The organism is Paenibacillus amylolyticus (genome assembly GCF_050990605.1).
GTDB lineage: Bacteria > Bacillota > Bacilli > Paenibacillales > Paenibacillaceae > Paenibacillus > Paenibacillus amylolyticus_H.
The window spans coordinates 5,629,391-5,653,994 of the sequence record NZ_CP158832.1; the positions used below are offsets into that span (position 1 = coordinate 5,629,391).

The 24,604-nt window shown below is 46.3% G+C and carries 21 protein-coding genes, 13 tRNA genes, 4 rRNA genes and 1 pseudogene; 3 read left to right on the top strand and 36 right to left on the bottom strand.

Going from position 1 to position 24,604, the window contains the following annotated elements:
- Window positions 1-86: 86 nt before the first annotated feature.
- Together sigW and ppc are read right to left on the bottom strand one after the other, a co-directional pair.
- Window positions 87-653 (bottom strand): RNA polymerase sigma factor SigW, encoded by a 567-nt coding sequence (sigW, locus tag ABTV53_RS24685; RefSeq protein ID WP_017692117.1) that lies wholly within the window; start codon window positions 651-653, stop codon window positions 87-89.
- Window positions 654-913: 260 nt separating this feature from the next.
- Window positions 914-3,706, bottom strand: a complete 2,793-nt coding sequence (gene ppc, locus ABTV53_RS24690) for a phosphoenolpyruvate carboxylase (RefSeq protein WP_433747568.1) — start codon at window positions 3,704-3,706, stop codon at window positions 914-916.
- A gap of 579 nt (window positions 3,707-4,285) precedes the next feature.
- Between ppc and ABTV53_RS24695 the strand changes: the two genes are divergently transcribed.
- Window positions 4,286-4,624, top strand: a complete 339-nt coding sequence (locus ABTV53_RS24695) for a WGxxGxxG family protein (protein ID WP_433747571.1) — start codon at window positions 4,286-4,288, stop codon at window positions 4,622-4,624.
- A gap of 221 nt (window positions 4,625-4,845) precedes the next feature.
- On the opposite strand, the gene ABTV53_RS24700 is transcribed toward ABTV53_RS24695, so the two are convergent.
- From ABTV53_RS24700 to ABTV53_RS24790, 19 genes are all read right to left on the bottom strand, one after another.
- Window positions 4,846-4,916: transfer RNA gene (locus ABTV53_RS24700), tRNA-Gly, on the bottom strand.
- Window positions 4,917-4,929: 13 nt separating this feature from the next.
- Window positions 4,930-5,003: transfer RNA gene (locus ABTV53_RS24705), tRNA-Pro, on the bottom strand.
- Between the two features lie 15 nt (window positions 5,004-5,018).
- A tRNA-Arg gene (locus tag ABTV53_RS24710) sits at window positions 5,019-5,095 on the bottom strand.
- Window positions 5,096-5,101: 6 nt separating this feature from the next.
- Window positions 5,102-5,176 (bottom strand) — tRNA-Gly (locus tag ABTV53_RS24715).
- Window positions 5,177-5,186: 10 nt separating this feature from the next.
- Window positions 5,187-5,267 (bottom strand) — tRNA-Leu (locus tag ABTV53_RS24720).
- Window positions 5,268-5,273: 6 nt separating this feature from the next.
- Window positions 5,274-5,349 (bottom strand) — tRNA-Lys (locus ABTV53_RS24725).
- 9 nt (window positions 5,350-5,358) lie between these two features.
- Window positions 5,359-5,433, bottom strand: a tRNA-Gln gene (locus ABTV53_RS24730).
- Window positions 5,434-5,443: 10 nt separating this feature from the next.
- Window positions 5,444-5,519: transfer RNA gene (locus ABTV53_RS24735), tRNA-Val, on the bottom strand.
- 7 nt (window positions 5,520-5,526) lie between these two features.
- Window positions 5,527-5,598, bottom strand: a tRNA-Glu gene (locus tag ABTV53_RS24740).
- 10 nt (window positions 5,599-5,608) lie between these two features.
- Window positions 5,609-5,681: transfer RNA gene (locus ABTV53_RS24745), tRNA-Thr, on the bottom strand.
- Window positions 5,682-5,684: 3 nt separating this feature from the next.
- Window positions 5,685-5,760: transfer RNA gene (locus ABTV53_RS24750), tRNA-Asn, on the bottom strand.
- A gap of 84 nt (window positions 5,761-5,844) precedes the next feature.
- Window positions 5,845-5,961: ribosomal RNA gene (gene rrf, locus ABTV53_RS24755) — 5S ribosomal RNA — on the bottom strand.
- 74 nt (window positions 5,962-6,035) lie between these two features.
- Window positions 6,036-9,085, bottom strand: a 23S ribosomal RNA gene (locus ABTV53_RS24760).
- Window positions 9,086-9,292: 207 nt separating this feature from the next.
- A tRNA-Ala gene (locus tag ABTV53_RS24765) sits at window positions 9,293-9,368 on the bottom strand.
- Between the two features lie 22 nt (window positions 9,369-9,390).
- A tRNA-Ile gene (locus tag ABTV53_RS24770) sits at window positions 9,391-9,467 on the bottom strand.
- A gap of 36 nt (window positions 9,468-9,503) precedes the next feature.
- Window positions 9,504-9,620: ribosomal RNA gene (gene rrf, locus ABTV53_RS24775) — 5S ribosomal RNA — on the bottom strand.
- A 158-nt stretch (window positions 9,621-9,778) separates the two neighbouring features.
- Window positions 9,779-11,331, bottom strand: a 16S ribosomal RNA gene (locus tag ABTV53_RS24780).
- The 16S, 23S and 5S rRNA genes sit together here with 13 tRNA genes alongside, the layout of an rRNA operon.
- Window positions 11,332-11,808: 477 nt before the next feature.
- On the bottom strand, window positions 11,809-12,039 hold the full coding sequence (locus ABTV53_RS24785) for a hypothetical protein (RefSeq protein ID WP_433747574.1): 231 nt from the start codon (window positions 12,037-12,039) through the stop codon (window positions 11,809-11,811).
- Between the two features lie 154 nt (window positions 12,040-12,193).
- A complete protein-coding gene (locus ABTV53_RS24790) occupies window positions 12,194-12,811 on the bottom strand; it encodes a stage II sporulation protein M (RefSeq protein ID WP_433747577.1) in 618 nt (205 codons plus the stop codon).
- Window positions 12,812-12,932: 121 nt separating this feature from the next.
- Here ABTV53_RS24790 and pdaB point away from each other — a divergent pair, with 121 nt between their 5' ends.
- Window positions 12,933-13,709, top strand: coding sequence for a polysaccharide deacetylase family sporulation protein PdaB (pdaB, locus tag ABTV53_RS24795; protein WP_433747580.1), 777 nt, complete (start codon window positions 12,933-12,935; stop codon window positions 13,707-13,709).
- 106 nt (window positions 13,710-13,815) lie between these two features.
- On the opposite strand, the gene ABTV53_RS24800 is transcribed toward pdaB, so the two are convergent.
- On the bottom strand, window positions 13,816-14,442 hold the full coding sequence (locus ABTV53_RS24800; RefSeq protein ID WP_433747582.1) for a KinB-signaling pathway activation protein: 627 nt from the start codon (window positions 14,440-14,442) through the stop codon (window positions 13,816-13,818).
- A gap of 125 nt (window positions 14,443-14,567) precedes the next feature.
- Between ABTV53_RS24800 and gerD the strand changes: the two genes are divergently transcribed.
- Window positions 14,568-15,326 carry a spore germination lipoprotein GerD gene (gene gerD / locus ABTV53_RS24805; RefSeq protein ID WP_433747585.1) on the top strand — a complete coding sequence of 253 codons (759 nt, stop codon included), beginning with the start codon at window positions 14,568-14,570 and terminating at the stop codon, window positions 15,324-15,326.
- A gap of 88 nt (window positions 15,327-15,414) precedes the next feature.
- Here gerD and ABTV53_RS24810 read toward each other — a convergent pair whose 3' ends face one another.
- The 14 genes and pseudogenes from ABTV53_RS24810 to ABTV53_RS24875 all read right to left on the bottom strand — a co-directional run bounded on the left by ABTV53_RS24810 (window position 15,415) and on the right by ABTV53_RS24875 (window position 24,596).
- The gene (locus tag ABTV53_RS24810; RefSeq protein WP_433747588.1) at window positions 15,415-16,515 is read right to left on the bottom strand and encodes a P-loop NTPase; all 1,101 of its coding nucleotides are present in this window, start codon (window positions 16,513-16,515) and stop codon (window positions 15,415-15,417) included.
- Window positions 16,516-16,595: 80 nt separating this feature from the next.
- Window positions 16,596-17,351, bottom strand: coding sequence for an N-acetylmuramoyl-L-alanine amidase CwlD (cwlD, locus tag ABTV53_RS24815; protein ID WP_433747590.1), 756 nt, complete (start codon window positions 17,349-17,351; stop codon window positions 16,596-16,598).
- A gap of 68 nt (window positions 17,352-17,419) precedes the next feature.
- Window positions 17,420-18,008: pseudogene (locus tag ABTV53_RS24820) on the bottom strand (hypothetical protein).
- Between the two features lie 23 nt (window positions 18,009-18,031).
- On the bottom strand, window positions 18,032-18,724 hold the full coding sequence (locus ABTV53_RS24825) for a phosphoadenylyl-sulfate reductase (RefSeq protein ID WP_124118836.1): 693 nt from the start codon (window positions 18,722-18,724) through the stop codon (window positions 18,032-18,034).
- Between the two features lie 805 nt (window positions 18,725-19,529).
- Window positions 19,530-19,922, bottom strand: coding sequence for a 30S ribosomal protein S9 (gene rpsI, locus ABTV53_RS24830; protein ID WP_017692105.1), 393 nt, complete (start codon window positions 19,920-19,922; stop codon window positions 19,530-19,532).
- A 19-nt stretch (window positions 19,923-19,941) separates the two neighbouring features.
- A complete protein-coding gene (gene rplM, locus ABTV53_RS24835) occupies window positions 19,942-20,379 on the bottom strand; it encodes a 50S ribosomal protein L13 (RefSeq protein ID WP_024633564.1) in 438 nt (145 codons plus the stop codon).
- 205 nt (window positions 20,380-20,584) lie between these two features.
- On the bottom strand, window positions 20,585-21,358 hold the full coding sequence (truA, locus tag ABTV53_RS24840) for a tRNA pseudouridine(38-40) synthase TruA (protein ID WP_076216861.1): 774 nt from the start codon (window positions 21,356-21,358) through the stop codon (window positions 20,585-20,587).
- Between the two features lie 159 nt (window positions 21,359-21,517).
- Entirely contained in the window at window positions 21,518-21,883 is a 366-nt protein-coding gene (gene rplQ / locus ABTV53_RS24845) for a 50S ribosomal protein L17 (protein WP_017692102.1), read from the bottom strand.
- Window positions 21,884-21,917: 34 nt separating this feature from the next.
- Window positions 21,918-22,862 (bottom strand): DNA-directed RNA polymerase subunit alpha, encoded by a 945-nt coding sequence (locus ABTV53_RS24850; protein ID WP_017692101.1) that lies wholly within the window; start codon window positions 22,860-22,862, stop codon window positions 21,918-21,920.
- 136 nt (window positions 22,863-22,998) lie between these two features.
- Window positions 22,999-23,394, bottom strand: a complete 396-nt coding sequence (gene rpsK / locus ABTV53_RS24855; RefSeq protein WP_017692100.1) for a 30S ribosomal protein S11 — start codon at window positions 23,392-23,394, stop codon at window positions 22,999-23,001.
- Window positions 23,395-23,413: 19 nt separating this feature from the next.
- Complete coding sequence (gene rpsM, locus ABTV53_RS24860) at window positions 23,414-23,782, bottom strand: 30S ribosomal protein S13 (protein ID WP_062329455.1); 369 nt, start codon at window positions 23,780-23,782, stop codon at window positions 23,414-23,416.
- Between the two features lie 20 nt (window positions 23,783-23,802).
- Window positions 23,803-23,916 carry a 50S ribosomal protein L36 gene (gene rpmJ / locus ABTV53_RS24865; protein ID WP_003333770.1) on the bottom strand — a complete coding sequence of 38 codons (114 nt, stop codon included), beginning with the start codon at window positions 23,914-23,916 and terminating at the stop codon, window positions 23,803-23,805.
- A 152-nt stretch (window positions 23,917-24,068) separates the two neighbouring features.
- The gene (gene infA, locus ABTV53_RS24870) at window positions 24,069-24,284 is read right to left on the bottom strand and encodes a translation initiation factor IF-1 (RefSeq protein WP_017692098.1); all 216 of its coding nucleotides are present in this window, start codon (window positions 24,282-24,284) and stop codon (window positions 24,069-24,071) included.
- Between the two features lie 3 nt (window positions 24,285-24,287).
- Window positions 24,288-24,596: a hypothetical protein gene (locus tag ABTV53_RS24875; RefSeq protein WP_433747594.1), complete on the bottom strand. Its 309-nt coding sequence runs from the start codon at window positions 24,594-24,596 to the stop codon at window positions 24,288-24,290.
- Between the last annotated feature and the right edge of the window lie 8 nt (window positions 24,597-24,604).

Genomic DNA, 24,604 nt, shown 5'->3' on the forward strand with positions numbered 1-24,604 from the left:
GCACGCATAAGACTTGCATACATTACATACGCATCCGTTTCGGATATGTTTCAAATATTTCGCCCATATTTCAAGGCGTTTAACATTTATAACTTATACTCCAATTTTTTACGTAGAAAATCACGGCCCCGATGAACGCGTGTCTTGATCGTTGTTACGGGCATACCTGTCACATCACTGATTTCCTGTAGCGACAAGTCCTGTAAATATCTTAGGATCATAACGGACTTATACTTGGCTGGCAAACTGTCAATAGCCTCACGAATGAGTGTCTGCGTCTCTGACAGGAGTGCTTCACTCTCCGGTGTACGATCATCACTCGGGAGCATCGCATAACCATCAGATCCTTCCTGATCATTCAGTTCAGCATCCAAAGAGTACGAAGGTTTCTTTCTGCGCAGTCGGTCAATACACAGATTGGTCGCGATCCGGTAGATCCAGGTTGAAAACTTCTGGTTCGGATCATACTTCTCCATATTGCGAAACACACGCAAAAACGTCTCCTGCACAACGTCTTCAGCTTCATGACGATTGTTCAGCATCCGATATGCCAAATGAAATAACTTGTCCTTATATAGTTCAACGATTTCTGCAAAGGCTCTCTGGTCGCCCTTGAGCACCAGTTTCACAAGCCTATTCTCCAAATTGTCCACCCTTATTCCCCCAGACATGCTGATGGGTCTTCCGTCTTCTGATACCCGTCCACACTTGTAATTCACCAATCAAATCGTAAATCAACTTTGGTCAAAAATCAAGACTGTATGACAAATATCCGCCAAAAACAGTAAAAACGGGAACTCCCGCAGGAGTCCCGTTTCATCTCTCACTCCTTAGAGGAGAGAATAGAGCTTTTATTCAACAAAGTAATGGCTACTTTGTTACATATAATCATTCATTTACAACAGATTGATAATCAACCTGTATTACGCAGTCCTGCAGCAATGCCGTTGATTGTCAACAACACTTCTCTGAGCAATTCCGTATCATCCTCACCACGTTCACGCATATCTCTAAGCTCGCTCAGAAGTTGAACTTGCATATAGGATAACGGATCCACATAAGGGTTACGAAGACGAATGGATTCTTGAATAACCGGTACATCATCCAGAATTTCAGCTTCTCCGGTAATTTTCAGAATAAGCTCTTTTGTAAGCTTGAATTCAGATTCAATTTGTCCATATATGCGATCCCGTGCTTCCTTGTTGGAAGTCATGGCTGAGTACTCTTTGGCAATCACCAGATCAGCTTTGGCTACAGCCATCTGAACCGTATCAATCAGCGTGCGGAAGAATGGGAAACTTGCATACATTTCTTTTAGGACAACCAGATTTTCCTCTTTATCCTGATAGAAACTTTGTAGCCCTGTTCCTGCCGCATACCATGCCGGAAGCAGATAACGACTTTGCGTCCATGCAAATACCCAAGGTATCGCTCTCAGATCTTCGAACTTGTCGCTACCTTTCCGCTTGGACGGACGTGAACCAATATTCAGTTCACCCACCTCTGGAAGCGGTGTGGATTCCTTGAAGAAGGTAAAGAAGTCCGGATCACGGAAAATCAAATCCTGATATTTCATCAGGGATACTTCCGAAATCTCTTTGATGATGCTATCCCAATGACGCTCGGATGCAGATTCTTGCGGCTCAAGACCATTCAGTGCTGCTGTAATCAAAGCAGAAGTTGCCTGCTCCAGACTACGGTAGGCAATCCCCTGAAGGGAGTAACGAGAAGAAATAACCTCTCCCTGCTCTGTAATCTTGATGCCTCCGCCAATGGTATGCGGTGGTTGAGCAAGAATACTGCGATTGAGTGGCATGCCGCCACGTCCAAGAGCTCCGCCACGTCCATGGAAGAACTTCAGCTTAACGCCGTGTTCATTACCTACAGCCGTGATCGCATTCATTGCTACACGCAGTTCCCAGTTGGCTGTAACCACTCCGCCATCCTTGTTACTGTCGGAATAACCTAGCATGATTTCATGTAGTTCATTCCGTCCTTTTACGCTTGCGCGGTATACAGGAAGGTTGAACAGCTTCTGCATTATGTCCGAAGCCGCATGAAGATCATCAATCGTTTCAAACAGCGGTACCGCTTGAAGTGTAGCTATAACCTCACCATTGTTTCCTTTGGTGAATAACCCTACTTCCTTGGCAAATACCATAACCTCCAGCAAGTCACTTGCGCCCTGCGTCATACTGATCAGGTAACTTGTGATACAGCCGGTCCCAAATTCGTTCTGGGCACGCTTAATGGTACGGAAAACATCCAGACACTCTTTGGTTCCCTCCGTGTATTGGTGATAAGGAGAAGTAAGCGGACGCGGATCATCCAGCAAACGAGCAAGCAGATCGATTTTACCGTCTTCAGTTAGACGCGCATAATCTTCTACAATGTTCATTTTCGCCAAAATCTCCGACATCGCATTTTCATGTTCCTGACTGTGCTGACGTACATCCAATGCTGCAGTGTGGAAACCAAACAACTCGACTTGACGAATCATTTTGCGAATAGTCGTATCCGCTACGTAATCGGCAAAATGATGGCGCAGACTTCGATCAATAATCATCAGATCATCAATCAAATCCTGAGCGCTATGATAACGGTCAGCCTGACCTAATTTGTTCTCATCCAGTACATTGTTCAACTTGGCAATCATATAGGCCAATTTGATGCGGTATGGCTCTTTTTCATTCCGCCACATATCCACTTTTTTCAACGTTACATAACTACGGTCCTGTTCAATCGACTGCACCAGCTCATCCGATACGTGGATGATGTTCGTGCTGAAGCTGAGATGTCCCATAAGTTCAATCATAATCCGTTGGTATTCACGCAAAGCGAGCTTGCGTTGCATCAACAACGTCTGCCATGTTACATCTGAAGTTACCGAAGGATTTCCATCCCGGTCTCCACCGATCCAGGAACCGAACCGCAAATACGTCGGCACATGCCAGTCATGGTCAGGATAAAATTTGTTCAGGCAGCGTTCCAGCTCCTGGTATACATCCGGAAGTACGTGGAACAACGTTTCATGAAAGTAGTACATTCCGTTCCGCACTTCATCAAGTACAGTCGGTTTGCGGTCGCGAAGTTCATCTGTCTGCCAGAGCGTAATAACCTCATTCAGCAGTTTCTCACGCAACTGTTCACGTTCACGCAACGTCAGCGTAGGATTATCAAGTAGCATGACATCTTCGGATATCCGTTTATGGATGTCCAGAATAACTCGGCGCATGGCTTCAGTTGGGTGAGCTGTCATAACGAGTTCCAACGACAAATCGTCGAGAATCTCTTCCACCTCTGTATGAGACAATCCACGTTCCTTCAGATCCTGTACTGCTTTCTCAATCGATCCTGGCTGCACGGCGTCCCCTGCAGAACGTTCATAATCCCGTTTACGCCGGATCCGATGGTTTTGTTCAGCAATATTAACTAATTGAAAATAAATAGCGAAAGCCCGAATAACCTGGTGACGATTGTCCGAGTCTAATTCCTGGATCATCGTTTTGAACTCTGCATAGAGTTCTGGCAGAAATTCTGCACGCAACGATTTGCTCGTTTCCCGAATCTTCTCAACGATATCTAGAAGCTCCGTGCCGCCTTGATGGACAAGAACTTCTCCGAGTATATTGCCCAGGAACCGCACGTCTCTACGAAGCAGGTTGTTGGATTGGCTTTTGCTGGCGGTTACCATAGTTTCAGTCATGCTTATCCTCCCATCTGATCGTTCCATTCGTACACGTAAAATTTGACACCTTCATAACATCATACAATAAAATGGTACGAAAATCTTTATTTTTCTACTAGAAAAAATGGGGATTATCCCCGATTTACAGCACAAAAACACGCTTTTTTATTCATTTTCTTGTTCTGCTTCAATTAATGGTCATATGCCGTCGCATGATACCTTTTTCACGTACTTTAGATAAATCAAATATCTCATACCTATGCCTAAAAATTCATAAATATACAGTCAATTTAGATATAATGTCATGTACCTGATCGTAAGGTTAAACCGCATAATTTCATTGTTTGAGAACAGATGATATACAAAGAAACATGACCGGCAAAGCAAGCTTTTGTATACTTTACCACAGTGACGCAATAAATTAAAGATGTAATTTATAATTTTCTTCCCACTACAGTCTGCTTACCAGGCGAGTTCCTTATGTATCGTATTAATCAATTGGACTCAAAGGTATATCTTAACAAACCATTTCTACATAATGTTCTTAGCTTTTTGGGCAGATTAATCTATAGCTCTAACAAAAAAGGAGGAATCCAAATGATGAAGAAAGGTACTACAATTATTGCTTCCGTGCTTCTGGTAGCCGCAATGGCTGGCCCTGCTGCTGCTGATGGTCAAATGTCTAAAGGAATGGATACTAACACCAACGGATCACGTGTCCGGTCTTATCAGGACACCAACTACATGGATCGCACAAACACCAACCTGAATATGGATGGAAACTACCGCAACAATAATGACTATCGTACCAACAGTGTTCGCGCTAACGCCACGACCAACCGTGACAACGGCATGGATTGGGGCTGGCTCGGTTTGTTGGGTCTGCTTGGTTTAGCTGGCATGCGTAAAAGAGTGACGGATCATAACGAACGTTAAATTGTGCTCTCGTCACGTTACAATAGCCTCTACGTTTTAGAAGCAGCTCATCTACAGAGATAAACTGAAGAGCCAAGACATCCTTATTTCAATAGTAAAGGAGTCTTGGCTCTTTTTAAATAAACCTGTACTGTACTTTACATAAAATAACTGTTGATACTTGCTTTAATGAAAATAAAAAAACCTTTGCATCTGCAAAGGCTCTTTCATTATGTCCTGTAAGCGGGTGATGGGAATCGAACCCACGCTATTAGCTTGGAAGGCTAAAGTTCTACCATTGAACTACACCCGCATAAACAAAAAAATCGGGATGACACGATTTGAACATGCGACCCCCTGGTCCCAAACCAGGTGCTCTACCAAGCTGAGCTACATCCCGATACTAAAAAAATAATGGCGCGCCCTGAGAGATTCGAACTCCCGGCCTTTTGATTCGTAGTCAAACGCTCTATCCAGCTGAGCTAAGGGCGCAAATATTGGAGCGGAAGACGGGAATCGAACCCGCGACCCTCGCCTTGGCAAGGCGATGCTCTACCGCTGAGCCACTTCCGCAAATAAAGGATGCGCGTGGAGGGACTTGAACCCCCACGTCAAAGACGCTAGATCCTAAGTCTAGTGCGTCTGCCAATTCCGCCACACGCGCATATAATGGTGAGTCATGAAGGGCTCGAACCTTCGACACCCTGATTAAAAGTCAGGTGCTCTACCAACTGAGCTAATGACTCATACTAAAATGGCTGGGGATATAGGATTTGAACCTATGCATGACGGAGTCAAAGTCCGTTGCCTTACCGCTTGGCTAATCCCCAATAAAAAATATGGTGGAGGCTGAGGGGATCGAACCCCCGACCCTCTGCTTGTAAGGCAGATGCTCTCCCAGCTGAGCTAAGCCTCCAACTATATGACCCGTAGGGGATTCGAACCCCTGTTACCTCCGTGAAAGGGAGGTGTCTTAACCCCTTGACCAACGGGCCCCATTTCCAAAGCTCTCAACCGGGATCGAACCGGTGACCTCATCCTTACCATGGATGCACTCTACCTACTGAGCTATGAGAGCAAATGGCTCCCCGAACAGGGCTCGAACCTGTGACAACTCGATTAACAGTCGAGTGCTCTACCAACTGAGCTATCAGGGAATAATATGCATTTGCAGGGCAAATGCAATTCATCGTACAACGTCCACATGCAGAGCCTGTTTTCTATGTATGATGAAAGAGTTCGCTTGGCGGCGTCCTACTCTCCCAGGACCCTGCGGTCCAAGTACCATCGGCGCTAGAGGGCTTAACGGTCGTGTTCGGGATGGGTACGTGTGGAACCCCTCCGCCATCGCCACCAAACGCGTAGCTTACATTTCAGAGTGTTGTTCTCTGAAAACTAGATTCGAAACGAAACATGCGAATTAAACTTGCTATTGGATAAGCCCTCGACCGATTAGTACTGGTCAGCTCCATGCATTGCTGCACTTCCACCCCCAGCCTATCTACCTCGTCGTCTTCAAGGGGTCTTACATACTGGGAAATCTCATCTTGAGGGGGGCTTCACGCTTAGATGCTTTCAGCGTTTATCCCGTCCGTACATAGCTACCCAGCGGTGCTCCTGGCGGAACAACTGGTACACCAGCGGTACGTCCATCCCGGTCCTCTCGTACTAAGGACAGCTCCTCTCAAATTTCCTACGCCCACGACAGATAGGGACCGAACTGTCTCACGACGTTCTGAACCCAGCTCGCGTACCGCTTTAATGGGCGAACAGCCCAACCCTTGGGACCTACTTCAGCCCCAGGATGCGATGAGCCGACATCGAGGTGCCAAACCTCCCCGTCGATGTGGACTCTTGGGGGAGATAAGCCTGTTATCCCCAGGGTAGCTTTTATCCGTTGAGCGATGGCCCTTCCATGCGGTACCACCGGATCACTAAGCCCGACTTTCGTCCCTGCTCGACTTGTAGGTCTCGCAGTCAAGCTCCCTTATGCCTTTGCACTCTTCGAATGATTTCCAACCATTCTGAGGGAACCTTTGGGCGCCTCCGTTACTCTTTAGGAGGCGACCGCCCCAGTCAAACTGCCCACCTGACACTGTCCCCGCACCGGATTACGGTACCAGGTTAGAACCTAGATACGATCAGGGTGGTATCCCAACGTTGCCTCCACAGAAGCTGGCGCTCCTGCTTCAAAGGCTCCCACCTATCCTGTACAGATCGTACCCAAATTCAATATCAAGCTGCAGTAAAGCTCCATGGGGTCTTTCCGTCTTGTCGCGGGTAACCTGCATCTTCACAGGTATTAAAATTTCACCGGATCTCTCGTTGAGACAGCGCCCAAGTCGTTACGCCATTCGTGCGGGTCAGAATTTACCTGACAAGGAATTTCGCTACCTTAGGACCGTTATAGTTACGGCCGCCGTTTACTGGGGCTTCGGTTCACAGCTTCGGGATTACTCCCTAACCACTCCCCTTAACCTTCCAGCACCGGGCAGGCGTCAGCCCGTATACTTCGCCTTACGGCTTCGCACAGACCTGTGTTTTTGCTAAACAGTCGCTTGGGCCTTTTCACTGCGGCCCCCTCGTGCTATTCACACTACCGGGGCACCCCTTCTCCCGAAGTTACGGGGTCATTTTGCCGAGTTCCTTAACGAGAGTTCTTCCGCGCGCCTTAGAATACTCTTCTCGCCTACCTGTGTCGGTTTGCGGTACGGGCACCTTCACCTGGCTAGAGGCTTTTCTTGGCAGTGTGAGATCATGACCTTCGCTACTATAATTTTCGCTCCCCATCACAGCTCAGCCTTACGATGTGCGGATTTGCCTACACATCAGCCTCACTGCTTAGACGGACATCCATCAGTCCGCGTCACTACCCTACTGCGTCCCCCCATTGCTCATAACGGCTTACGGTGGTACAGGAATTTCGACCTGTTGTCCTTCGACTACGCCTTTCGGCCTCGCCTTAGGTCCCGACTTACCCTGAGCGGACGAGCCTTCCTCAGGAACCCTTAGGCTTTCGGCGGATCAGATTCTCACTGATCTTTTCGTTACTCATACCGGCATTCTCACTTGTATAATGTCCAGCGCTCCTTACGGTACACCTTCAACCCTTATACAACGCTCCCCTACCCCTGGATCGACTTCACTCCAGCTTCGAAGCCCTGTGTTTATCCCCTGGGAAGCATTTGGTCATCCAAGAATAGAATCTCTTGTCAGACAAAAATGTCCTTGTGGACAACACGCCTCAAAGAAGCAGTGAAGTCGATCCAAGCCATAGCTTCGGTGGTGTGTTTAGCCCCGTTACATTTTCGGCGCAGAGTCACTCGACCAGTGAGCTATTACGCACTCTTTCAATGGTGGCTGCTTCTAAGCCAACATCCTGGTTGTCTGTGCAACTCCACATCCTTTCCCACTTAACACACACTTGGGGACCTTAGCTGATGGTCTGGGCTGTTTCCCTTTTGACAATGGATCTTAGCACTCACTGTCTGACTCCCGGAAGTAAGTCTATGGCATTCGGAGTTTGACTGAGCTTGGTAACCCTTGCGGGCCCCGCACCCAATCAGTGCTCTACCTCCACGACTCTGTTTTCCGAGGCTAGCCCTAAAGCTATTTCGGGGAGAACCAGCTATCTCCGAGTTCGATTGGAATTTCTCCGCTACCCCCACCTCATCCCCGCACTTTTCAACGTGCGTGGGTTCGGGCCTCCAGTGCGTGTTACCGCACCTTCACCCTGGACAGGGGTAGATCACCCGGTTTCGGGTCTACGTCCACGTACTCATTCGCCCTATTCAGACTCGCTTTCGCTGCGGCTCCGGCTCTTCACCTTAACCTTGCACGGGAACGTAACTCGCCGGTTCATTCTACAAAAGGCACGCCATCACCCCTAAAACGGGCTCTGACTTTTTGTAAGCACACGGTTTCAGGTTCTATTTCACTCCCCTTCCGGGGTGCTTTTCACCTTTCCCTCACGGTACTGCTTCACTATCGGTCGCTAGGAAGTATTTAGCCTTGGCAGATGGTCCTGCCGGATTCATACGGGGTTTCACGTGCCCCGCACTACTCGGGATCCGTCTCGGAGGGAACAGACTTTCAACTACAGGGCTTTTACCTTCTTTGGCGGGCCTTTCCAGACCTCTTCGCTTAACCGGTTCCTTTGTAACTCCATGTGAGACGTCCCACAACCCCAAAGAGCAAGCTCTCTGGTTTGGGCTTCTCCGCGTTCGCTCGCCGCTACTGACGGAATCACTATTGTTTTCTCTTCCTCAGGGTACTTAGATGTTTCAGTTCCCCTGGTATGCCTCACACTAACCTATGTATTCAGTTAGGTGTAACTGGAAATTACCCCAGCTGGGTTTCCCCATTCGGACACCCCCGGATCAAAGCTTGCTTACAGCTCCCCGAGGCAGTTTCGTTGTTCGCCACGTCCTTCATCGGCTCCTAGCGCCTAGGCATCCTCCGTGTGCTCTTAGTAGCTTAACCATATTGCTCCGGTTTTGACTGCTCGCTTCCCTTGTTTTGCTTGCGCAAAGCCAAAAGTTGCTCCCATTCAATACCATCGCAAAAGCAATTAACTACGTTTTTATTGAAACTTGTTTGCACAAGTTCAGCTAAAAAGGAATGTTCTAATTCGCGTTTGTTTCGTTTCGATATCTAGTTTTCAAAGAACAAACTTGTAAAACATTTTTTTGGTGGAGCCAAGCGGGATCGAACCGCTGACCTCCTGCTTGCAAGGCAGGCGCTCTCCCAGCTGAGCTATGGCCCCATATAAAGTTTAAAGGTATAGATGGTGGGCCCTGGTGGACTCGAACCACCGGCCTCACCCTTATCAGAGGTGCGCTCTAACCAACTGAGCTAAGGGCCCACATTATATATACTATTTGAACCCAAAATGGGTTACGCTTGGCGGCGTTCTACTCTCCCAGGACCCTGCGGTCCAAGTACCATCGACGCTGAAGGGCTTAACGGTCGTGTTCGGGATGGGAACGTGTGGAACCCCTTCGCTATCGCCACCAAACGTTTGAGAGTTTGAGCTCTCAAAACTGACCAACGAGTGAGTAGTTTGTGCTCTTCATTTCATCCACACCGAAGTGATGGACCAAAATGAAGAGCTGTCGCAGGCTCTAAGAACCTGCGTATTTGAATGTTTCCGCTACGGGAAACGATTCTCCATAGAAAGGAGGTGATCCAGCCGCACCTTCCGATACGGCTACCTTGTTACGACTTCACCCCAATCATCTATCCCACCTTCGGCGGCTGGCTCCTTGCGGTTACCCCACCGACTTCGGGTGTTATAAACTCTCGTGGTGTGACGGGCGGTGTGTACAAGACCCGGGAACGTATTCACCGCGGCATGCTGATCCGCGATTACTAGCAATTCCGACTTCATGCAGGCGAGTTGCAGCCTGCAATCCGAACTGAGACCGGCTTTGTTGGGATTGGCTCCATCTCGCGATTTCGCAGCCCGTTGTACCGGCCATTGTAGTACGTGTGTAGCCCAGGTCATAAGGGGCATGATGATTTGACGTCATCCCCACCTTCCTCCGGTTTGTCACCGGCAGTCTATCTAGAGTGCCCACCCGAAGTGCTGGCAACTAAATATAAGGGTTGCGCTCGTTGCGGGACTTAACCCAACATCTCACGACACGAGCTGACGACAACCATGCACCACCTGTCTCCTCTGTCCCGAAGGAAAGGTACATCTCTGTACCGGTCAGAGGGATGTCAAGACCTGGTAAGGTTCTTCGCGTTGCTTCGAATTAAACCACATACTCCACTGCTTGTGCGGGTCCCCGTCAATTCCTTTGAGTTTCAGTCTTGCGACCGTACTCCCCAGGCGGAGTGCTTAATGTGTTAACTTCGGCACCAAGGGTATCGAAACCCCTAACACCTAGCACTCATCGTTTACGGCGTGGACTACCAGGGTATCTAATCCTGTTTGCTCCCCACGCTTTCGCGCCTCAGCGTCAGTTACAGCCCAGAGAGTCGCCTTCGCCACTGGTGTTCCTCCACATATCTACGCATTTCACCGCTACACGTGGAATTCCACTCTCCTCTTCTGCACTCAAGTCACCCAGTTTCCAGTGCGATCCGGGGTTGAGCCCCGGGATTAAACACCAGACTTAAATGACCGCCTGCGCGCGCTTTACGCCCAATAATTCCGGACAACGCTTGCCCCCTACGTATTACCGCGGCTGCTGGCACGTAGTTAGCCGGGGCTTTCTTCTCAGGTACCGTCACCTTGAGAGCAGTTACTCTCCCAAGCGTTCTTCCCTGGCAACAGAGCTTTACGATCCGAAAACCTTCATCACTCACGCGGCATTGCTCCGTCAGGCTTTCGCCCATTGCGGAAGATTCCCTACTGCTGCCTCCCGTAGGAGTCTGGGCCGTGTCTCAGTCCCAGTGTGGCCGATCACCCTCTCAGGTCGGCTACGCATCGTCGCCTTGGTGAGCCGTTACCCCACCAACTAGCTAATGCGCCGCAGGCCCATCCCCAAGTGACAGATTGCTCCGTCTTTCCAGTTCTCTTCAGGCGAAGAAAACAACTATTCGGTATTAGCTACCGTTTCCGGTAGTTGTCCCAAACTTGAGGGCAGGTTGCCTACGTGTTACTCACCCGTCCGCCGCTAAGTATCAAGGAAGCAAGCTTCCTATCAACTCCGCTCGACTTGCATGTATTAGGCATGCCGCCAGCGTTCGTCCTGAGCCAGGATCAAACTCTCCAATAAAGTATTGAAAAGAGCGATAAGCTCATTTTGAATCTGACGAGATTAAACATCTCATTTGTGCTCCAGCCAATTCAAGCCAAGGCTTGTTTCAAACTTTCGCGTTCATTCTGCAAGCAGAATGTTTACTCACTCGTTGTTCAGTTTTCAAAGATCAAACTCGTTTTGTTACTGTTTTGCATATTGTCGTCGTTTCTGCGGCGACTTTTATAATATATCATGTTGAAGTTCTCTTTGCAAGCATTATTTTTCCGATTCTTTTCAATCGCTCTATTTTCATGCTTGTTTCCGTGAACCGCTCCTAAAAAAGGAACGAAAATTAATTTACCATATGAATTTAGAAAGGTCAACCCTTTTTCGACAAAAAGTATGTACCCCTCAACAATTTCACATGATCATGGTTCAGAGGTACAGCACCCGGTATTAAGAGCCGCACCTCACTTCCACTAATGTACATCGAATATATGACCAGCTTCTGCATTACGGCTTCGACTTTTTCAGCTTCCCACCTCTTGCATACTTGGACAACTCTTTTGGCGGGGCAAAGCGTGCATACATGCGGAACACAGTCTTATATCGGCTAGCAATAGCATATTTGATCTCTTGGTCAAGACGATTATCATTTAGATCGAACAGCATCTCATCTAATTCTTTACGCAGCACATAGTCTAGTTCCTTGCATTCCTTCTCGTTAAACAACATACCCAGCATTAGAGTTCTCCTTTTTGTGCATAGCCTCTTTATCACACTTACACAAGTTTCATGCAACACCCCGTGCATTCGCTTTTTGCGGGTGCTGCTGGAACCCGTTTTATTGTTATGGTCAACTTTCTGAAAATTTATGAATGCCAACCATCACAAAATTTTATCCTCTCACCAGAGTATACGTAAGTGTGCTTTCGATGATTGCTGCAACAAGAAGCAAGATGACAACCCAGAAGGATGCTGTTAGCGTCCTGTTCATAAAAGCTCTCCACCGGCTGCCCATCGTATTTCGTTTGTCACTTCCAAGTTGTACAAGACTTTTAATAACCAGACCACCAAACTTCAATCCAAATGCGCAAGCAATAATAATGACGGGAATCTCAATAATGCCATGCGGAAGCAAGCCTTTAACTACAATATCATAGAAGCTCGCTCCATAATTCATCGTGGTGTGCACTACAAATCCAAGGACCATTCCATTGATCAGCAGGAAGATGACTGGCAGAATACCGAAGAATATACCGGCATAAATGACAAGAACACTTTTGATCGCATTATTGAAAAAGATAAACAGGAAGAAGTTCCATTGCACATTGCCACCCTGCTCCAGCCGTTCACTGACTTCACGTAATCCTCCAATTTGATTCAACAATAATTCTTCTAGCGGTCCTGTACTCACCCATCCTGCCCCTATTCCAACGATAAACAATACCACAGCCCAGATTAATGCACTGCGGATGGAACCAAGATCTCTAAGAAATGTACTGAATTTTAACATAATAACCTCCTGTAGAATCTAAAATGATGGACAAACAAGGTTCGTTACGAATAACTGGGCAGTACGAGCATACATTGGAGAGTAAACAAGCATTTCTTATGGGAGAGGGGCGCTTATTGAAATGAACTCGTTCTATGTATTTAGCGGCAAAAAGATTAAACGGTACCTGATTGTCCTGGTTGCTGCCGTCTTTGCGATCGGTATTATTTATCTGGAGAGTGGCAATGTCTCCGTATTCTCGGAGGAAGCACCATCAGCCGTCTACAGCGTTCCAACCGAGAAGAAGGTCCTTGCACTTACCTTTGACATTAGCTGGGGAGATAAACGGACAGAACCGATTCTGAAAGTTCTTCAGGAGAATAAAGTGCAGAAGGCCACCTTTTTCCTTTCCTCCCCCTGGAGCAAGACACACCCGGAGATTGTCACAGCTATCAAAGATGCGGGATATGAGATTGGCAGCCATGGTCACAGACATGAGAACTACAGCAGCCTGACCGAGGAAGAAATTCGCAAAGAAATTTCGACAGCTCATAGCATTTTAACCGATTTAACGGGAAAAGAACCGAAATTAATACGTCTGCCCAACGGGGACTTTGACAAGCGTGTGCTTCAGGTAGCCAATAGTCTTAATTATCAGGTTGTGCAGTGGGATACCGACTCCCTTGATTGGAAAAACCCTGGTGTACAGACAATTGTTGATCGCGTAGTAAGTAAAGCACATCCAGGGGACATCGTACTGCTGCATGCAAGCGATTCCTCCAAACAAACTCATGAGGCACTGCCTGTCATTATCGACAAATTAAAAAACCAGGGCTATGAATTCGTAACTGTGTCTGAGTTGCTTAACCATTCCAGTGTGGAAGGTAAGGAAGTTCGTGATCAAGCCAGCGGTCAATAATTGGTAGATTGCTGGAGCTACAGCTCGAATACGAGTGTAAAAGTTGAAAAGAGCTAACCAGGTTAGCTCTTTTTGGTATGTTTTTTATGCGAAACGAATTCTATGCTCAGCTTTCTTTCAACTGTTCTGCCTTTCCACTTACACTCCGGTTCGTAGATACATCCACCAGCCTGTGCAATATCAGCATTTGGTATGCATTACACAGGAGCAAGGGAACCACAATAAATATGGTTGCAGCATTCACATCAATACGTAATACGCCGATCGTCTCCACTATGGTGACGGCAATCATGAAAAAGAGTGTAGGTACAAGCGCCGAGATATGAGTCAGCTTTACTTTAACGTAAGCGGTAACAATTGCAGCTGCCAAAATAATGATACCTAACACAATATCCGATATGCGCTCCCGGTCTCCCCCAACAAACAGGCGTAAAAACATCACGTCAAGCAGGGCTAACACCGTTAGTACAATCTGCACGATCTGCCAACCGCGCTTTGGAAATACACCTTTACCCATATAATTTAATATTAGATATGCAAAGAAACCCATTTGTGAATACACGCTGATCATAACCCCTGATCCAAACAAGATCAAAAGATACAGAAGAAAATCATTCAATCCATTTGTTTTCTCCCCGTTCACCAGCATCATAATCAATCCTGTACCCAATGCTCCCGCGGCCCCAATAAGCAAGGCTGTCCAAAACAGGAAAAACCATTTACGTAAATTCAAGTGTTTTCCACCCCCGAGTGTTTATTTTACCAACCTTCTCAGTAAAAAACCATCATTGCTCAACATATTTCCCCCATTCCCATCACATACTACATCCAGTATCTAATCAAGGAGGGATTGTACACATGAAACGGCCTTTGTGGCAGCTATGCTGTGTCGTACTGGGGCTATCCGTCATGCTTGCCGGCTGCGGTTCAGATCAGAGTTCTTCGCCTCCTCAGGGCAGTTATAAAGAGATGAAAACAATGGTTGTAGATATTTTGAAAAGTGACGAAGGCAAGAAAGCAGTGGAAGAAGCTCTTACAGGTCAAAGCTCATCCAGCGGTGAAGGCGGCGGTTCAGAAGAAGGTGGCGGCGGATCGGGTGGTGGTTCGGGAACCATTGGTATGAAAATGTTAATGCCTGTGCAATCTTCGGAACAAATACGTATTGCAGTAAAAGATACCATCACAGCTCCTGAATACCAAAAGGAATTCGAGAAGATCATGACAGATCCACAGTTTGCGGGTGAATTTGCCAAGGTGATCAACGCACAAAGTAAACAACTTCATATGCAATTGATTAAAGATCCCACATATCAAAAGTCTGTTGGAGAAATCATGAAGTCACCTGAGGTATCCAAGATGTTCATGGATATGACGAAAACTCCGGATTATCGCAAACAGACGATGACTGTCATGCAGGAAGTGATGCAAAACCCGTTGTTCCGCATGGAAGTACTCACTTTGCTCAAGAAGGTAGTGCAGGAGGAATTGCAACCCAAAGTAGAGAGTGGCGGACAACAGGGGAAAGAGCAAGGTGGACAGCAAGAGGGTCAGGGCGAAGGTGGTGGTGATGGCGGAGATGGTGGAAGCAGTGGAGATTCAGGCGGCGGAGGATCATAAACAGCAGGTGTTAATACGCACCAAAGATACTGAAAAGCCTGCATCCAAGTGGACGCAGGCTTTATTTGTATTTATTACACTCATACCATTAGAATTTGGATTCAATGGACCGGGCAACTTCATCATAGATAGCCCCTATACGGGAATCTGCTTTGTAAACAGAAGGTGAGAAATCAGGCTCGGAAGGATGATTATCCGGCGTGCCTAATGGAATCTGGGCAAGCAAGCTTGTATGCAGACTTTCCGCAAGTCTTCCCCCTCCTCCACGACCAAAGACATAATCCTTTTCTCCGCAACTGCCACACTCATAGTAAGCCATATTCTCAACCACACCAAGTAACTCATGATCGGTTTGAATCGCCATCGCACCCGCACGTGCTGCGACAAAAGCTGCTGTTGCATGCGGCGTGGTAACGATGATTTCCTTGCTCTGTGGCAACATCTGATGCACATCCAAAGCAACATCTCCCGTACCTGGTGGCAAATCCAGTAATACATAATCCAATTCGCCCCACTGGACATCCGTAAAGAATTGACGCAGCATCCGACCTAGCATGGGTCCACGCCAGATTACCGGGTTGTTCTCCCGAATAAAGAAGCCCATCGACATGACTTTGACGCCAAAACGTTCAACCGGTTGAATAACGCCATCTTCAACGACCGGATATTCTTCAATCCCCATCATGTCGGGTACACTGAAGCCATAGATATCCGCATCAATTAAGCCCACTTTCCTGCCTTGACGTGCCAAGGCTGCAGCGAGATTAACGGTTACCGTTGATTTACCAACGCCACCTTTACCACTGGCCACAGCAATAAAACGAACACCTGATTCAGGACTTAACAGCTCATGTCCATCTAAACCCGCTGCGTGACCTTTTACGAGCACTTCGTCCCGATCTGGCTCATCATCGGGTTGTCCCATATTCAGGCTCTCACGATCATGCTCAGAAGCTGCACGCACACGAATATGTACATCCTTCAGTCCGTGCTGGGACAACAGATTACGCGCTGCATCACTCAATGCCGTTGTATCCTCAGGTAGATTTTCCAGTGTCACTATGGTCAGAGCCACATGATTTTCTTTCACCATAATATCTCGAACCCATTCCAGTTCGGTCAGACTTACTCCCAATTGCGGTTCTTGTAATGGCTGTAATAGTTCAAGTATCTGTTCTTTTGATAACATCAGACAGCACCTCAGCTTTATCTATTGGCATGTAATTTAGGTATGCTGATCCAATTATATCATTACCTTTCTTGTTCTGACTAACTTTTAGGCCGTTCTCCTGAGGAATATCTGAGAATCCCATTATAGATCGATGCAGCTACCTTGCGTTGATAAGCTTCGTCGGCAAGCATACGTGCCTCTTCCGGATGAGAAAGGAAACCGACTTCTACCAGCGCTGAAGGGATCTTCAGAGCCTGTAACAGATAAACTGTATTCACCGTTTTCGCGATTCGATCTGTATTCTCCAGATTACGAACCATCTCTTGTTGAAGCAGATTAGCCAAACCTTCGTTATCTGGATGGTTAGTTGTATAGAAAACCTGCGCTCCACTCCATCGGTTGGATGGGACACTGTTCATGTGAATGCTAATAAAGAGATCTGCTTGCTTATCCTCTATCCGACGTACTCTTTGTTTCAGATCTTCCGTCTTGCGTTTAGAGTACCCCTTGGTGTCCGCTTCCGCCAGATCGGTGTCTATTTCTCGTGTCATCACCACTAAGGCCCCTGCCTGTTGCAAATAATCTCTCACATACAGGGCGATAGACAGGTTGATATCTTTTTCAATAACCCCTTGTTTACTTACCGCTCCTCCATCTGGACCTCCGTGTCCTGCATCAATGGCAATGACTTTACCTGCCATCGGCAAACTCCAATAACCTGACGTCTTTGCAGAAGGCAGTTCATAGGACATTACCACCACTAACATGGCAAGCAGACAGAGGCTCAGCATGACCCTTTTGATTGTTTTTAACCTAATCCAGACTACAAAGTGTTTCCCCATATTTTTACGCATAAAAAAACCACCTCGTCCCTATAAATGACTCTAATCATCTATATGGGACAAGATGGACAAATATACCGCTAGGACCGGACTTGCTCCGCCATTCCTCCAATCAGGACCTCAGCTACTTCAGGACGTGTAAATTCAGGAGGAGGACACTGACCGTCACGGAGCAACCCGCGTACTTTGGTGCCGGAAAGCGCCATATGGTGTTCTTTATCATGTGGACAAGTTTTGCTGGATGCCATGTTTCCACATTTGGTACAGAAGAAACTATGTTCGAAAAACAGCGGTATGATCCATATATTTTGGACTTCCTTCCAGCAATCCATAAGTGACTCCATCATGATCACCAACAAGTTTCACACGTTCACCAATCTGGAGCGATGTGGCTTGCTTGTCGTCAACAGTAAGTGTAATCGGTATACTCCAGACCGTTCCATCTGCCAGACGCATGCGAGACACCACTGAAAGGTAATCTTCCTCATTCAAGAAACCTTGAAGTGGTGAGAAGGCACCCACACCAATCAGATCCAAATCTGATATTGTCCAGGTATTAATAAGCAAAGAGGTTAAGTTTTAACTGTCTTGCAACAATTGCTCCCGTTCTTCTCCTTGTACGTACGATACGCTGAACCACGTACCTCAATGAGGCAGAATCGATGTCATTATGTCAGCTCCTTGTATATCTATTATTTATGAAGGCCACATTCCGTTTTATCATTACCAGACCAGCGTCCAGCACGAGGGTCCTCGCCAGGCATGACCTGACGTGTGCAATGCTCACAACCGATACTCGGGTAGTTCTGATCATGTAGAGGATTATATACAACGTTATTGTCACGAATATATTGCCATACATCCTCAGTCGTCCAATGTGCAATTGGATTAAACTTCATCAGGCCAAATTTTGAATCATATTCAACTTTTTTCGAGTTTGCACGAGTTGGTGCCTGATCTCTACGAATACCTGTAATCCAAGCATCATACTGAGAAAGAATACGTGTTAAAGGTTCGACTTTGCGAATGTTACAACACCCATTGGGATCAGACTTCCACAACTCTTCACCGTGTTGTGCTGCCTGCTCTTCCGGAGTAATCTTAGGCGAGACGCGTACAAATTCAAGATTGTAGTTCTCCTGCATCTTATCTCGTGTTTCGTATGTTTCTTTAAAGTGAAAATCTGTATCCAGATAAAAAATATCTGTGGATGGGCTGATCTTCTGCAACATATCTACAAGTACAACATCTTCTGCACCAAAGCTACATGCAAAAGTGATATTAGGAAATGTTTCTATAGCATATCGAATAATATCCTCTGGACTGGCGTGTTCCAGTTCCTCTGCCTTCGTCCGTGCCAATTCTTCTTTCTCCAACAAGTTCATCTGTGAATTTCCCCCATTCTGCATTTCAATACATCTTAAAGCCGACTAATCTAATATGAATTATGTTTAGTATAAATCTTTCATTGGGGATGTCAATGCCTTCCATATGGTAAAATAAATCAGTTTTTGCCCATTTTTGATCGTCGCTCTCACACAATATTTTGGTTCAATTTATCCATTTTTCTGTTAATGAGATAAAAACAATGATGTTGGTCCAATTCATTGGGCAGATGATAATACATCTCTTAGCCTTGGAAAGCTCTGCTGCTGCTGGGTTTAGACAGTTCTTGCAGGCATGAGCATCACCAAAAAATCACTAGTCGATTGAAAATGAAGGACGAAAAGCAGAAGATTTAAGGGGAGCAGCGTTGCGAAATTTAGCTGTTGATATGTAAGGGACTTTTATCGTTCCCATAAGAAATACTGATAAGGTTTGCAATAAAGAATTAAGTGCAAAAACACTAAGCCAAATGCATTCAAGAAATCCGGCATGAGTAATAATAGATGATTTTATAGGGAGGCACTATGGAACGCGTGGTAAGCGATGGATAAGAGCAAATCAAATGATCAAAACGATTAGAGCGGTTCAGTAAATGTAGATGTATTAACGTACATATTATAGGACTGTATTGAGGGATATTAAGAAAGCATTGAAAGAGCAATGAAGGAGCAATGAAGGAAAAATGCATAAACATGAGGAGAGATATCAGAGATACGAGAACTAATACAAAAACAGATACAGTATAAGGCTAAATAGTAATAAATATAAAAAAAAGCCTTTGACCGAGGCCAAAGGCTTTTAATATTAACGTTTGGAGAACTGAGGTGCGCGACGAGCCGCTTTAAGACCGTATTTTTTACGCTCTTTCATACGTGGGTCACGAGTCAGGAATCCTGCTTTTTTCAGGGATGCACGGTATTCTGGATCTGCTTTAAGCAGAGCGCGGGAGATACCATGACGGATTGCGCCGGCTTGACCGGAGATTCCGCCACCATGAGCAATAACAAGAACGTCATAGTTGTTGAGCGTTTCTGTCAAGTTCAGTGGTTGTTTTACGATCAGTTTGAGTGTTTCCAAACCGAAGTATTCATTAATATCACGTTTATTGATGACAATGCGTCCTTCACCCGGTACAAGGCGAACACGTGCTACCGAATGTTTACGACGACCTGTCCCATAGTATTGTACTTGTGCCATGAAACTGTCCTCCTTTTAATTAACCGCGAAGTTCGTAAACTTCTGGTTTTTGTGCTGCATGTGGATGCTCAGTGCCTCTGTACGCTTTAAGTCTCAACTTCATTTTCTCGCCCATGCGAGTTTTTGGAAGCATACCGCGAACAGCCAATTCCAACATACGCTCAGGTTTGTTTTTAACCATCTCTTCAGCAGTAGTTACTTTCAAACCACCTGGGTGCATAGAGTGACGGTAGTATTTTTTACCTTGCATTTTCTTACCAGTCAATACGATTTTCTCAGCATTGATGATAACAACGAAATCGCCAGTGTCCACATGTGGAGTGAATTGTGGCTTATGTTTGCCGCGAATCAAAGCAGCTGCTTCGCTCGCCAAACGTCCGAGGGTTTTGCCTTCAGCATCAATGATGTGCCATTGGCGCTCAACTTCGTTAGGCTTCGCCATGTACGTAGTACGCATGAAAAGTTCCTCCTTAAAATGTTCAAAATCATCATTTTCATTTATCTTCGTTCGTTAAGTTATAACTTTAGGTGTTGATGGATTGTAAATTTGATGTGAACCTCTTAATTGGGGCTGTGGGAAAGCCATTAAGAAAACACAACTTTTATATTACATGATAGGCGATCAAATCGCAAGTGTTAATTAAGCTTTTCACTCACCAAATTTAATCTTTTTTGTATTCAAGATCCCAGAGCATTAAACCGCAGCTAACTGCAGTAGGTCCTGCAGCAGATCGATTACACGCAGCAATCATATTCGGTACATCAGAGGCTTTCCGTTTGCCCTCTCCGATCTCCAGCAGTGTCCCAACAATGATACGAACCATATGCTGCAAAAAGCCGTTACCACTCACATAAATGTGAATGACACCCTGATCGCGTGGATGGTCTCTGCACATTGATCGGTCCACCTCCATCCATGCTTCGTATACCGAACGGACATGATTCTCTTTCTGAGACTTGCGTGAAGCAAAAGAGGTAAAATCATACGTCCCTATGAAATGTCGTAAGCCCTCCTGCATTGCCATAATATCAAGCTTCGCATGATGATGATATTGCAGTCTTCTGTTGAATACATCCGGAAATTGATTCGCATTGACTGTATAACGATACGTTTTCTTTTTCGCTGCATAGCGAGAATGAAAATCAGCCGAAACTTCAATCGCATCAATAACGACAATATCAGAGGGTAGTCTGGAGTTGAGCGCAATACACCAACGTTCAATCGGGATCTGGGACTCCGTAGGAAAATTGAAGATCTGTCTGCGAGCGTGAACACCTGCATCTGTTCGGCCTGAACCTGTAATTTTAACCTTCTCACCGGTTAAAGCACGAATCGCATCTTCAAGATGATCCTGAATGGTATTCCCACCCGGCTGTACTTGGAAACCGTAATAGGCAGTGCCATCATAAGTTAACGTCATACATAAGTTCCGCATTAATACCACACCTTTGTTCCATACTATACATATCCCTATCCCGAACAGCAAAAGAAGCCCCTTACGGAGCTTCTATTACAGCACGAATTCCGAAATGAAGAGAAAAAAAGGGTTAATCCAGAATCGTTGATTCTGTCCCCTTTCCTCATCTCATCTGTTTTACGCGCGGTCTACCAGTTCCAAGTAAACCATTGGCGCTGCGTCACCACGACGAGGTCCCAGTTTCAAGATACGAGTGTATCCACCTGGACGCTCAGCGTAACGACCGGACAATTCGCTAAACAGTTTTTGGATTGCATCTTGCTCACCATCGATAGTTTCGCGGCGAACATAAGCTGCCACTTGGCGACGGGCATGAAGATCTCCCTTTTTCGCTTTAGTGATCAGTTTTTCAGCAATAGAGCGAACCTCTTTTGCTTTCGCTTCAGTTGTCTGAATGCGTTCGTATAAGAACAGGTCGGTTACCAGGTCACGGAACAAAGCTTTACGTGCGCTGGAATTACGGCCCAACTTTTGGTATGCCATTGTTTTCCCTCCTTCACTTCAAGCACTCGGCTGTCTATTCTTCTGTACGGAGTCCCAAACCAAGTTCCTCAAGCTTCTCTTGAACTTCTTCCAAAGACTTGCGTCCGAGGTTACGGACTTTCATCATGTCTTCTTCCGTTTTCGTAGTCAGCTCTTGCACGGTATTAATACCGGCACGTTTGAGGCAGTTGTAGGAACGAACAGAGAGATCCAGCTCTTCGATCGTCATTTCGAGTACTTTTTCTTTTTTGTCTTCTTCTTTTTCGACCATGATCTCTGCATCTTTCGCTTCGTCTGTAAGACCCACGAAGAGCATCAAATGCTCAGTCAAAATTTTAGCGCCGAGGCTTACAGCCTCTTCAGGACGAATACTTCCATCAGTCCAAACTTCCAACGTGAGCTTGTCATAGTTGGTCACTTGACCGACACGCGTATTTTCCACAGCGTAGTTAACGCGACTGATCGGGGTGAAGATGGAATCGACTGGGATGACGCCGATCGGCTGGTCATCGCGTTTATTCCGATCTGCCTGGACGTAGCCGCGACCGCGATTGGCAAAAATACGCATGTGAAGTCTCGAACCTGGTCCGAGCGTAGCAATGTGCAAATCCGGGTTAAGAATTTCCACATCGGAGTCAGCACGGATATCTCCAGCCGTAATTGCTCCTTCGCCTTCAGCATCAATCTCGAGCACTTTCTCCTCATCCGAATGAATCTTAAGCGACAAAGCTTTCAGGTTAAGAATAACTTCCGTAACATCTTCCATTACGCCAGGAACTGTAGCAAATTCATGCAGAACGCCATCGATTTGAACCGAAGACACTGCCGCACCCGGCAGTGACGAGAGCAAGATTCGGCGAAGCGAGTTTCCAAGCGTCGTACCGTATCCCCGCTCAAGCGGTTCTACTACGAATTTCCCATAGGTGCCATCATCGTTGACGTCTACCGTCTCAATTTTCGGCTTTTCGATTTCAATCACTGCAATACCCCTCCTTCAAAACGTCGGTCCTCTATGAAACATTTACCTTCTCTTGCGAAAACATGTAGTAGTATGCCTAAACAACCATTATTAGCAGATTGTGCCGGAAATATACCACACGCAGGGGCAAATCTCATTAGACACGACGACGTTTTGGAGGACGGCATCCGTTATGCGGGACTGGAGTTACGTCTTTGATCAGGTTAACTTCAAGACCAGCAGCTTGCAAAGAGCGGATCGCTGCTTCACGGCCTGCGCCTGGTCCTTTAACCATAACCTCAACGGCTTTCATCCCATGTTCCATTGCAGCTTTGGCAGCAGTCTCAGCAGCCATTTGTGCAGCAAACGGAGTCGATTTACGGGAACCTCTGAATCCGAGACCGCCGGAGCTTGCCCACGAAATTGCATTTCCGTGAGGATCCGTAATAGTAACGATAGTGTTATTGAAAGTGGAACGGATATGCGCCACGCCAGATTCAATATTCTTACGGTCACGACGTTTAGTACGTACGACTTTTTTCGGTTTAGCCATTTTCTCTTATCCCCCCTTATTATTTCTTCTTGTTCGCTACTGTACGACGAGGACCTTTACGAGTACGAGCATTCGTTTTCGTACGTTGTCCACGAACAGGCAGACCACGACGATGACGAACTCCACGGTAACAACCGATCTCCGTCAAACGTTTAATATTCAAAGAGATTTCTCGACGCAGGTCACCTTCTACTTTGACCTCTTTATCGATACTTTCACGCAATTTGCTGACTTCATCTTCCGTCAAATCACGAACACGAGTGTCCGGATTGATGCCTGTTGTGCTCAGAATTTTCTGGGAAGTCGTTTTACCGATTCCGAAAATATAAGTCAAGGCGATCTCAACGCGCTTATCACGTGGCAAATCCACACCAGCTATACGTGCCATTTTACGCTACACCCCCTTCTTTAACCTTGTTTTTGTTTGTGTTTCGGATTTTCACAGATAACCATAACATTCCCTTTGCGGCGAATGACTTTGCATTTTTCGCAAATCGGCTTGACCGAAGGTCTTACCTTCATGTGAATTACCTCCTCAAAGTTTTGCTAAGCAAAACCCTCTTCGTAAGCATTGACCTTGTTCTACTATTGTAAAACCGGCTTCGAAGCTTTCGCAAGTTTTGCCGGGCAAAACCCGCTACATAAGCTTCACAGTTCATTGCAACTGTCTACTACTATTTACGGTAAGTTATGCGACCTTTTGTTAAATCATAAGGCGACAACTGAACAACTACTTTGTCTCCAGTCAGGATACGGATAAAGTGCATCCGTAGTTTTCCGGAAACGTGAGCGAGAATTTGATGACCGTTCTCAAGCTCAACCTTGAATGTTGCATTCGGTAGCGGTTCGAGAACCGTACCTTCCACTTCAATGACATCTTCCTTGGCCATTAGTCAGTCTCCTTTCTCTTCAGCTTGAATGTTGGTGGATTCCAGAAATGAATGAACCGCGTAACGGAGCTTTCCATTTGTCACCCGACCACTCTCGTTTAAACTGTTCACAACCTCGCTGCTAATCATGGGATGGAGTTCAAGATGAAGAAGATTCTTCTTCTTTGGTTGATCAAACTTACGTTTGTCTCCATCCGCAATATATACGAACTTACTGTCCGCTATAGCAACAATTACTGCGGCTTGGTCCGCATTGCGGCCTTTACGGATCTTCACAAGTTGACCGAGCTGCGGATTAGACTGACTATTCATGCCTCATC

Coding starts and splice junctions, on each gene's coding strand:
- rpmJ (WP_003333770.1), bottom strand. CDS start 23,916: ATGAAGGTAAGACCTTCGGTCAAGCCGATTTGCGAAAAATGCAAAGTC.
- rpsI (WP_017692105.1), bottom strand. CDS start 19,922: ATGGCACAAGTACAATACTATGGGACAGGTCGTCGTAAACATTCGGTA.
- ABTV53_RS24875 (WP_433747594.1), bottom strand. CDS start 24,596: ATGAATAGTCAGTCTAATCCGCAGCTCGGTCAACTTGTGAAGATCCGT.
- cwlD (WP_433747590.1), bottom strand. CDS start 17,351: ATGCGTAAAAATATGGGGAAACACTTTGTAGTCTGGATTAGGTTAAAA.
- ABTV53_RS24810 (WP_433747588.1), bottom strand. CDS start 16,515: ATGTTATCAAAAGAACAGATACTTGAACTATTACAGCCATTACAAGAA.
- infA (WP_017692098.1), bottom strand. CDS start 24,284: ATGGCCAAGGAAGATGTCATTGAAGTGGAAGGTACGGTTCTCGAACCG.
- ppc (WP_433747568.1), bottom strand. CDS start 3,706: ATGACTGAAACTATGGTAACCGCCAGCAAAAGCCAATCCAACAACCTG.
- truA (WP_076216861.1), bottom strand. CDS start 21,358: ATGCGGAACTTATGTATGACGTTAACTTATGATGGCACTGCCTATTAC.
- rpsK (WP_017692100.1), bottom strand. CDS start 23,394: ATGGCTAAACCGAAAAAAGTCGTACGTACTAAACGTCGTGACCGTAAG.
- rplM (WP_024633564.1), bottom strand. CDS start 20,379: ATGCGTACTACGTACATGGCGAAGCCTAACGAAGTTGAGCGCCAATGG.
- pdaB (WP_433747580.1), top strand. CDS start 12,933: ATGAACTCGTTCTATGTATTTAGCGGCAAAAAGATTAAACGGTACCTG.
- rpsM (WP_062329455.1), bottom strand. CDS start 23,782: ATGGCACGTATAGCTGGTGTGGATTTGCCACGTGATAAGCGCGTTGAG.
- gerD (WP_433747585.1), top strand. CDS start 14,568: ATGAAACGGCCTTTGTGGCAGCTATGCTGTGTCGTACTGGGGCTATCC.
- ABTV53_RS24790 (WP_433747577.1), bottom strand. CDS start 12,811: ATGTTAAAATTCAGTACATTTCTTAGAGATCTTGGTTCCATCCGCAGT.
- ABTV53_RS24785 (WP_433747574.1), bottom strand. CDS start 12,039: ATGCTGGGTATGTTGTTTAACGAGAAGGAATGCAAGGAACTAGACTAT.
- ABTV53_RS24825 (WP_124118836.1), bottom strand. CDS start 18,724: ATGAACTTGTTGGAGAAAGAAGAATTGGCACGGACGAAGGCAGAGGAA.
- ABTV53_RS24695 (WP_433747571.1), top strand. CDS start 4,286: ATGATGAAGAAAGGTACTACAATTATTGCTTCCGTGCTTCTGGTAGCC.
- rplQ (WP_017692102.1), bottom strand. CDS start 21,883: ATGGCATACCAAAAGTTGGGCCGTAATTCCAGCGCACGTAAAGCTTTG.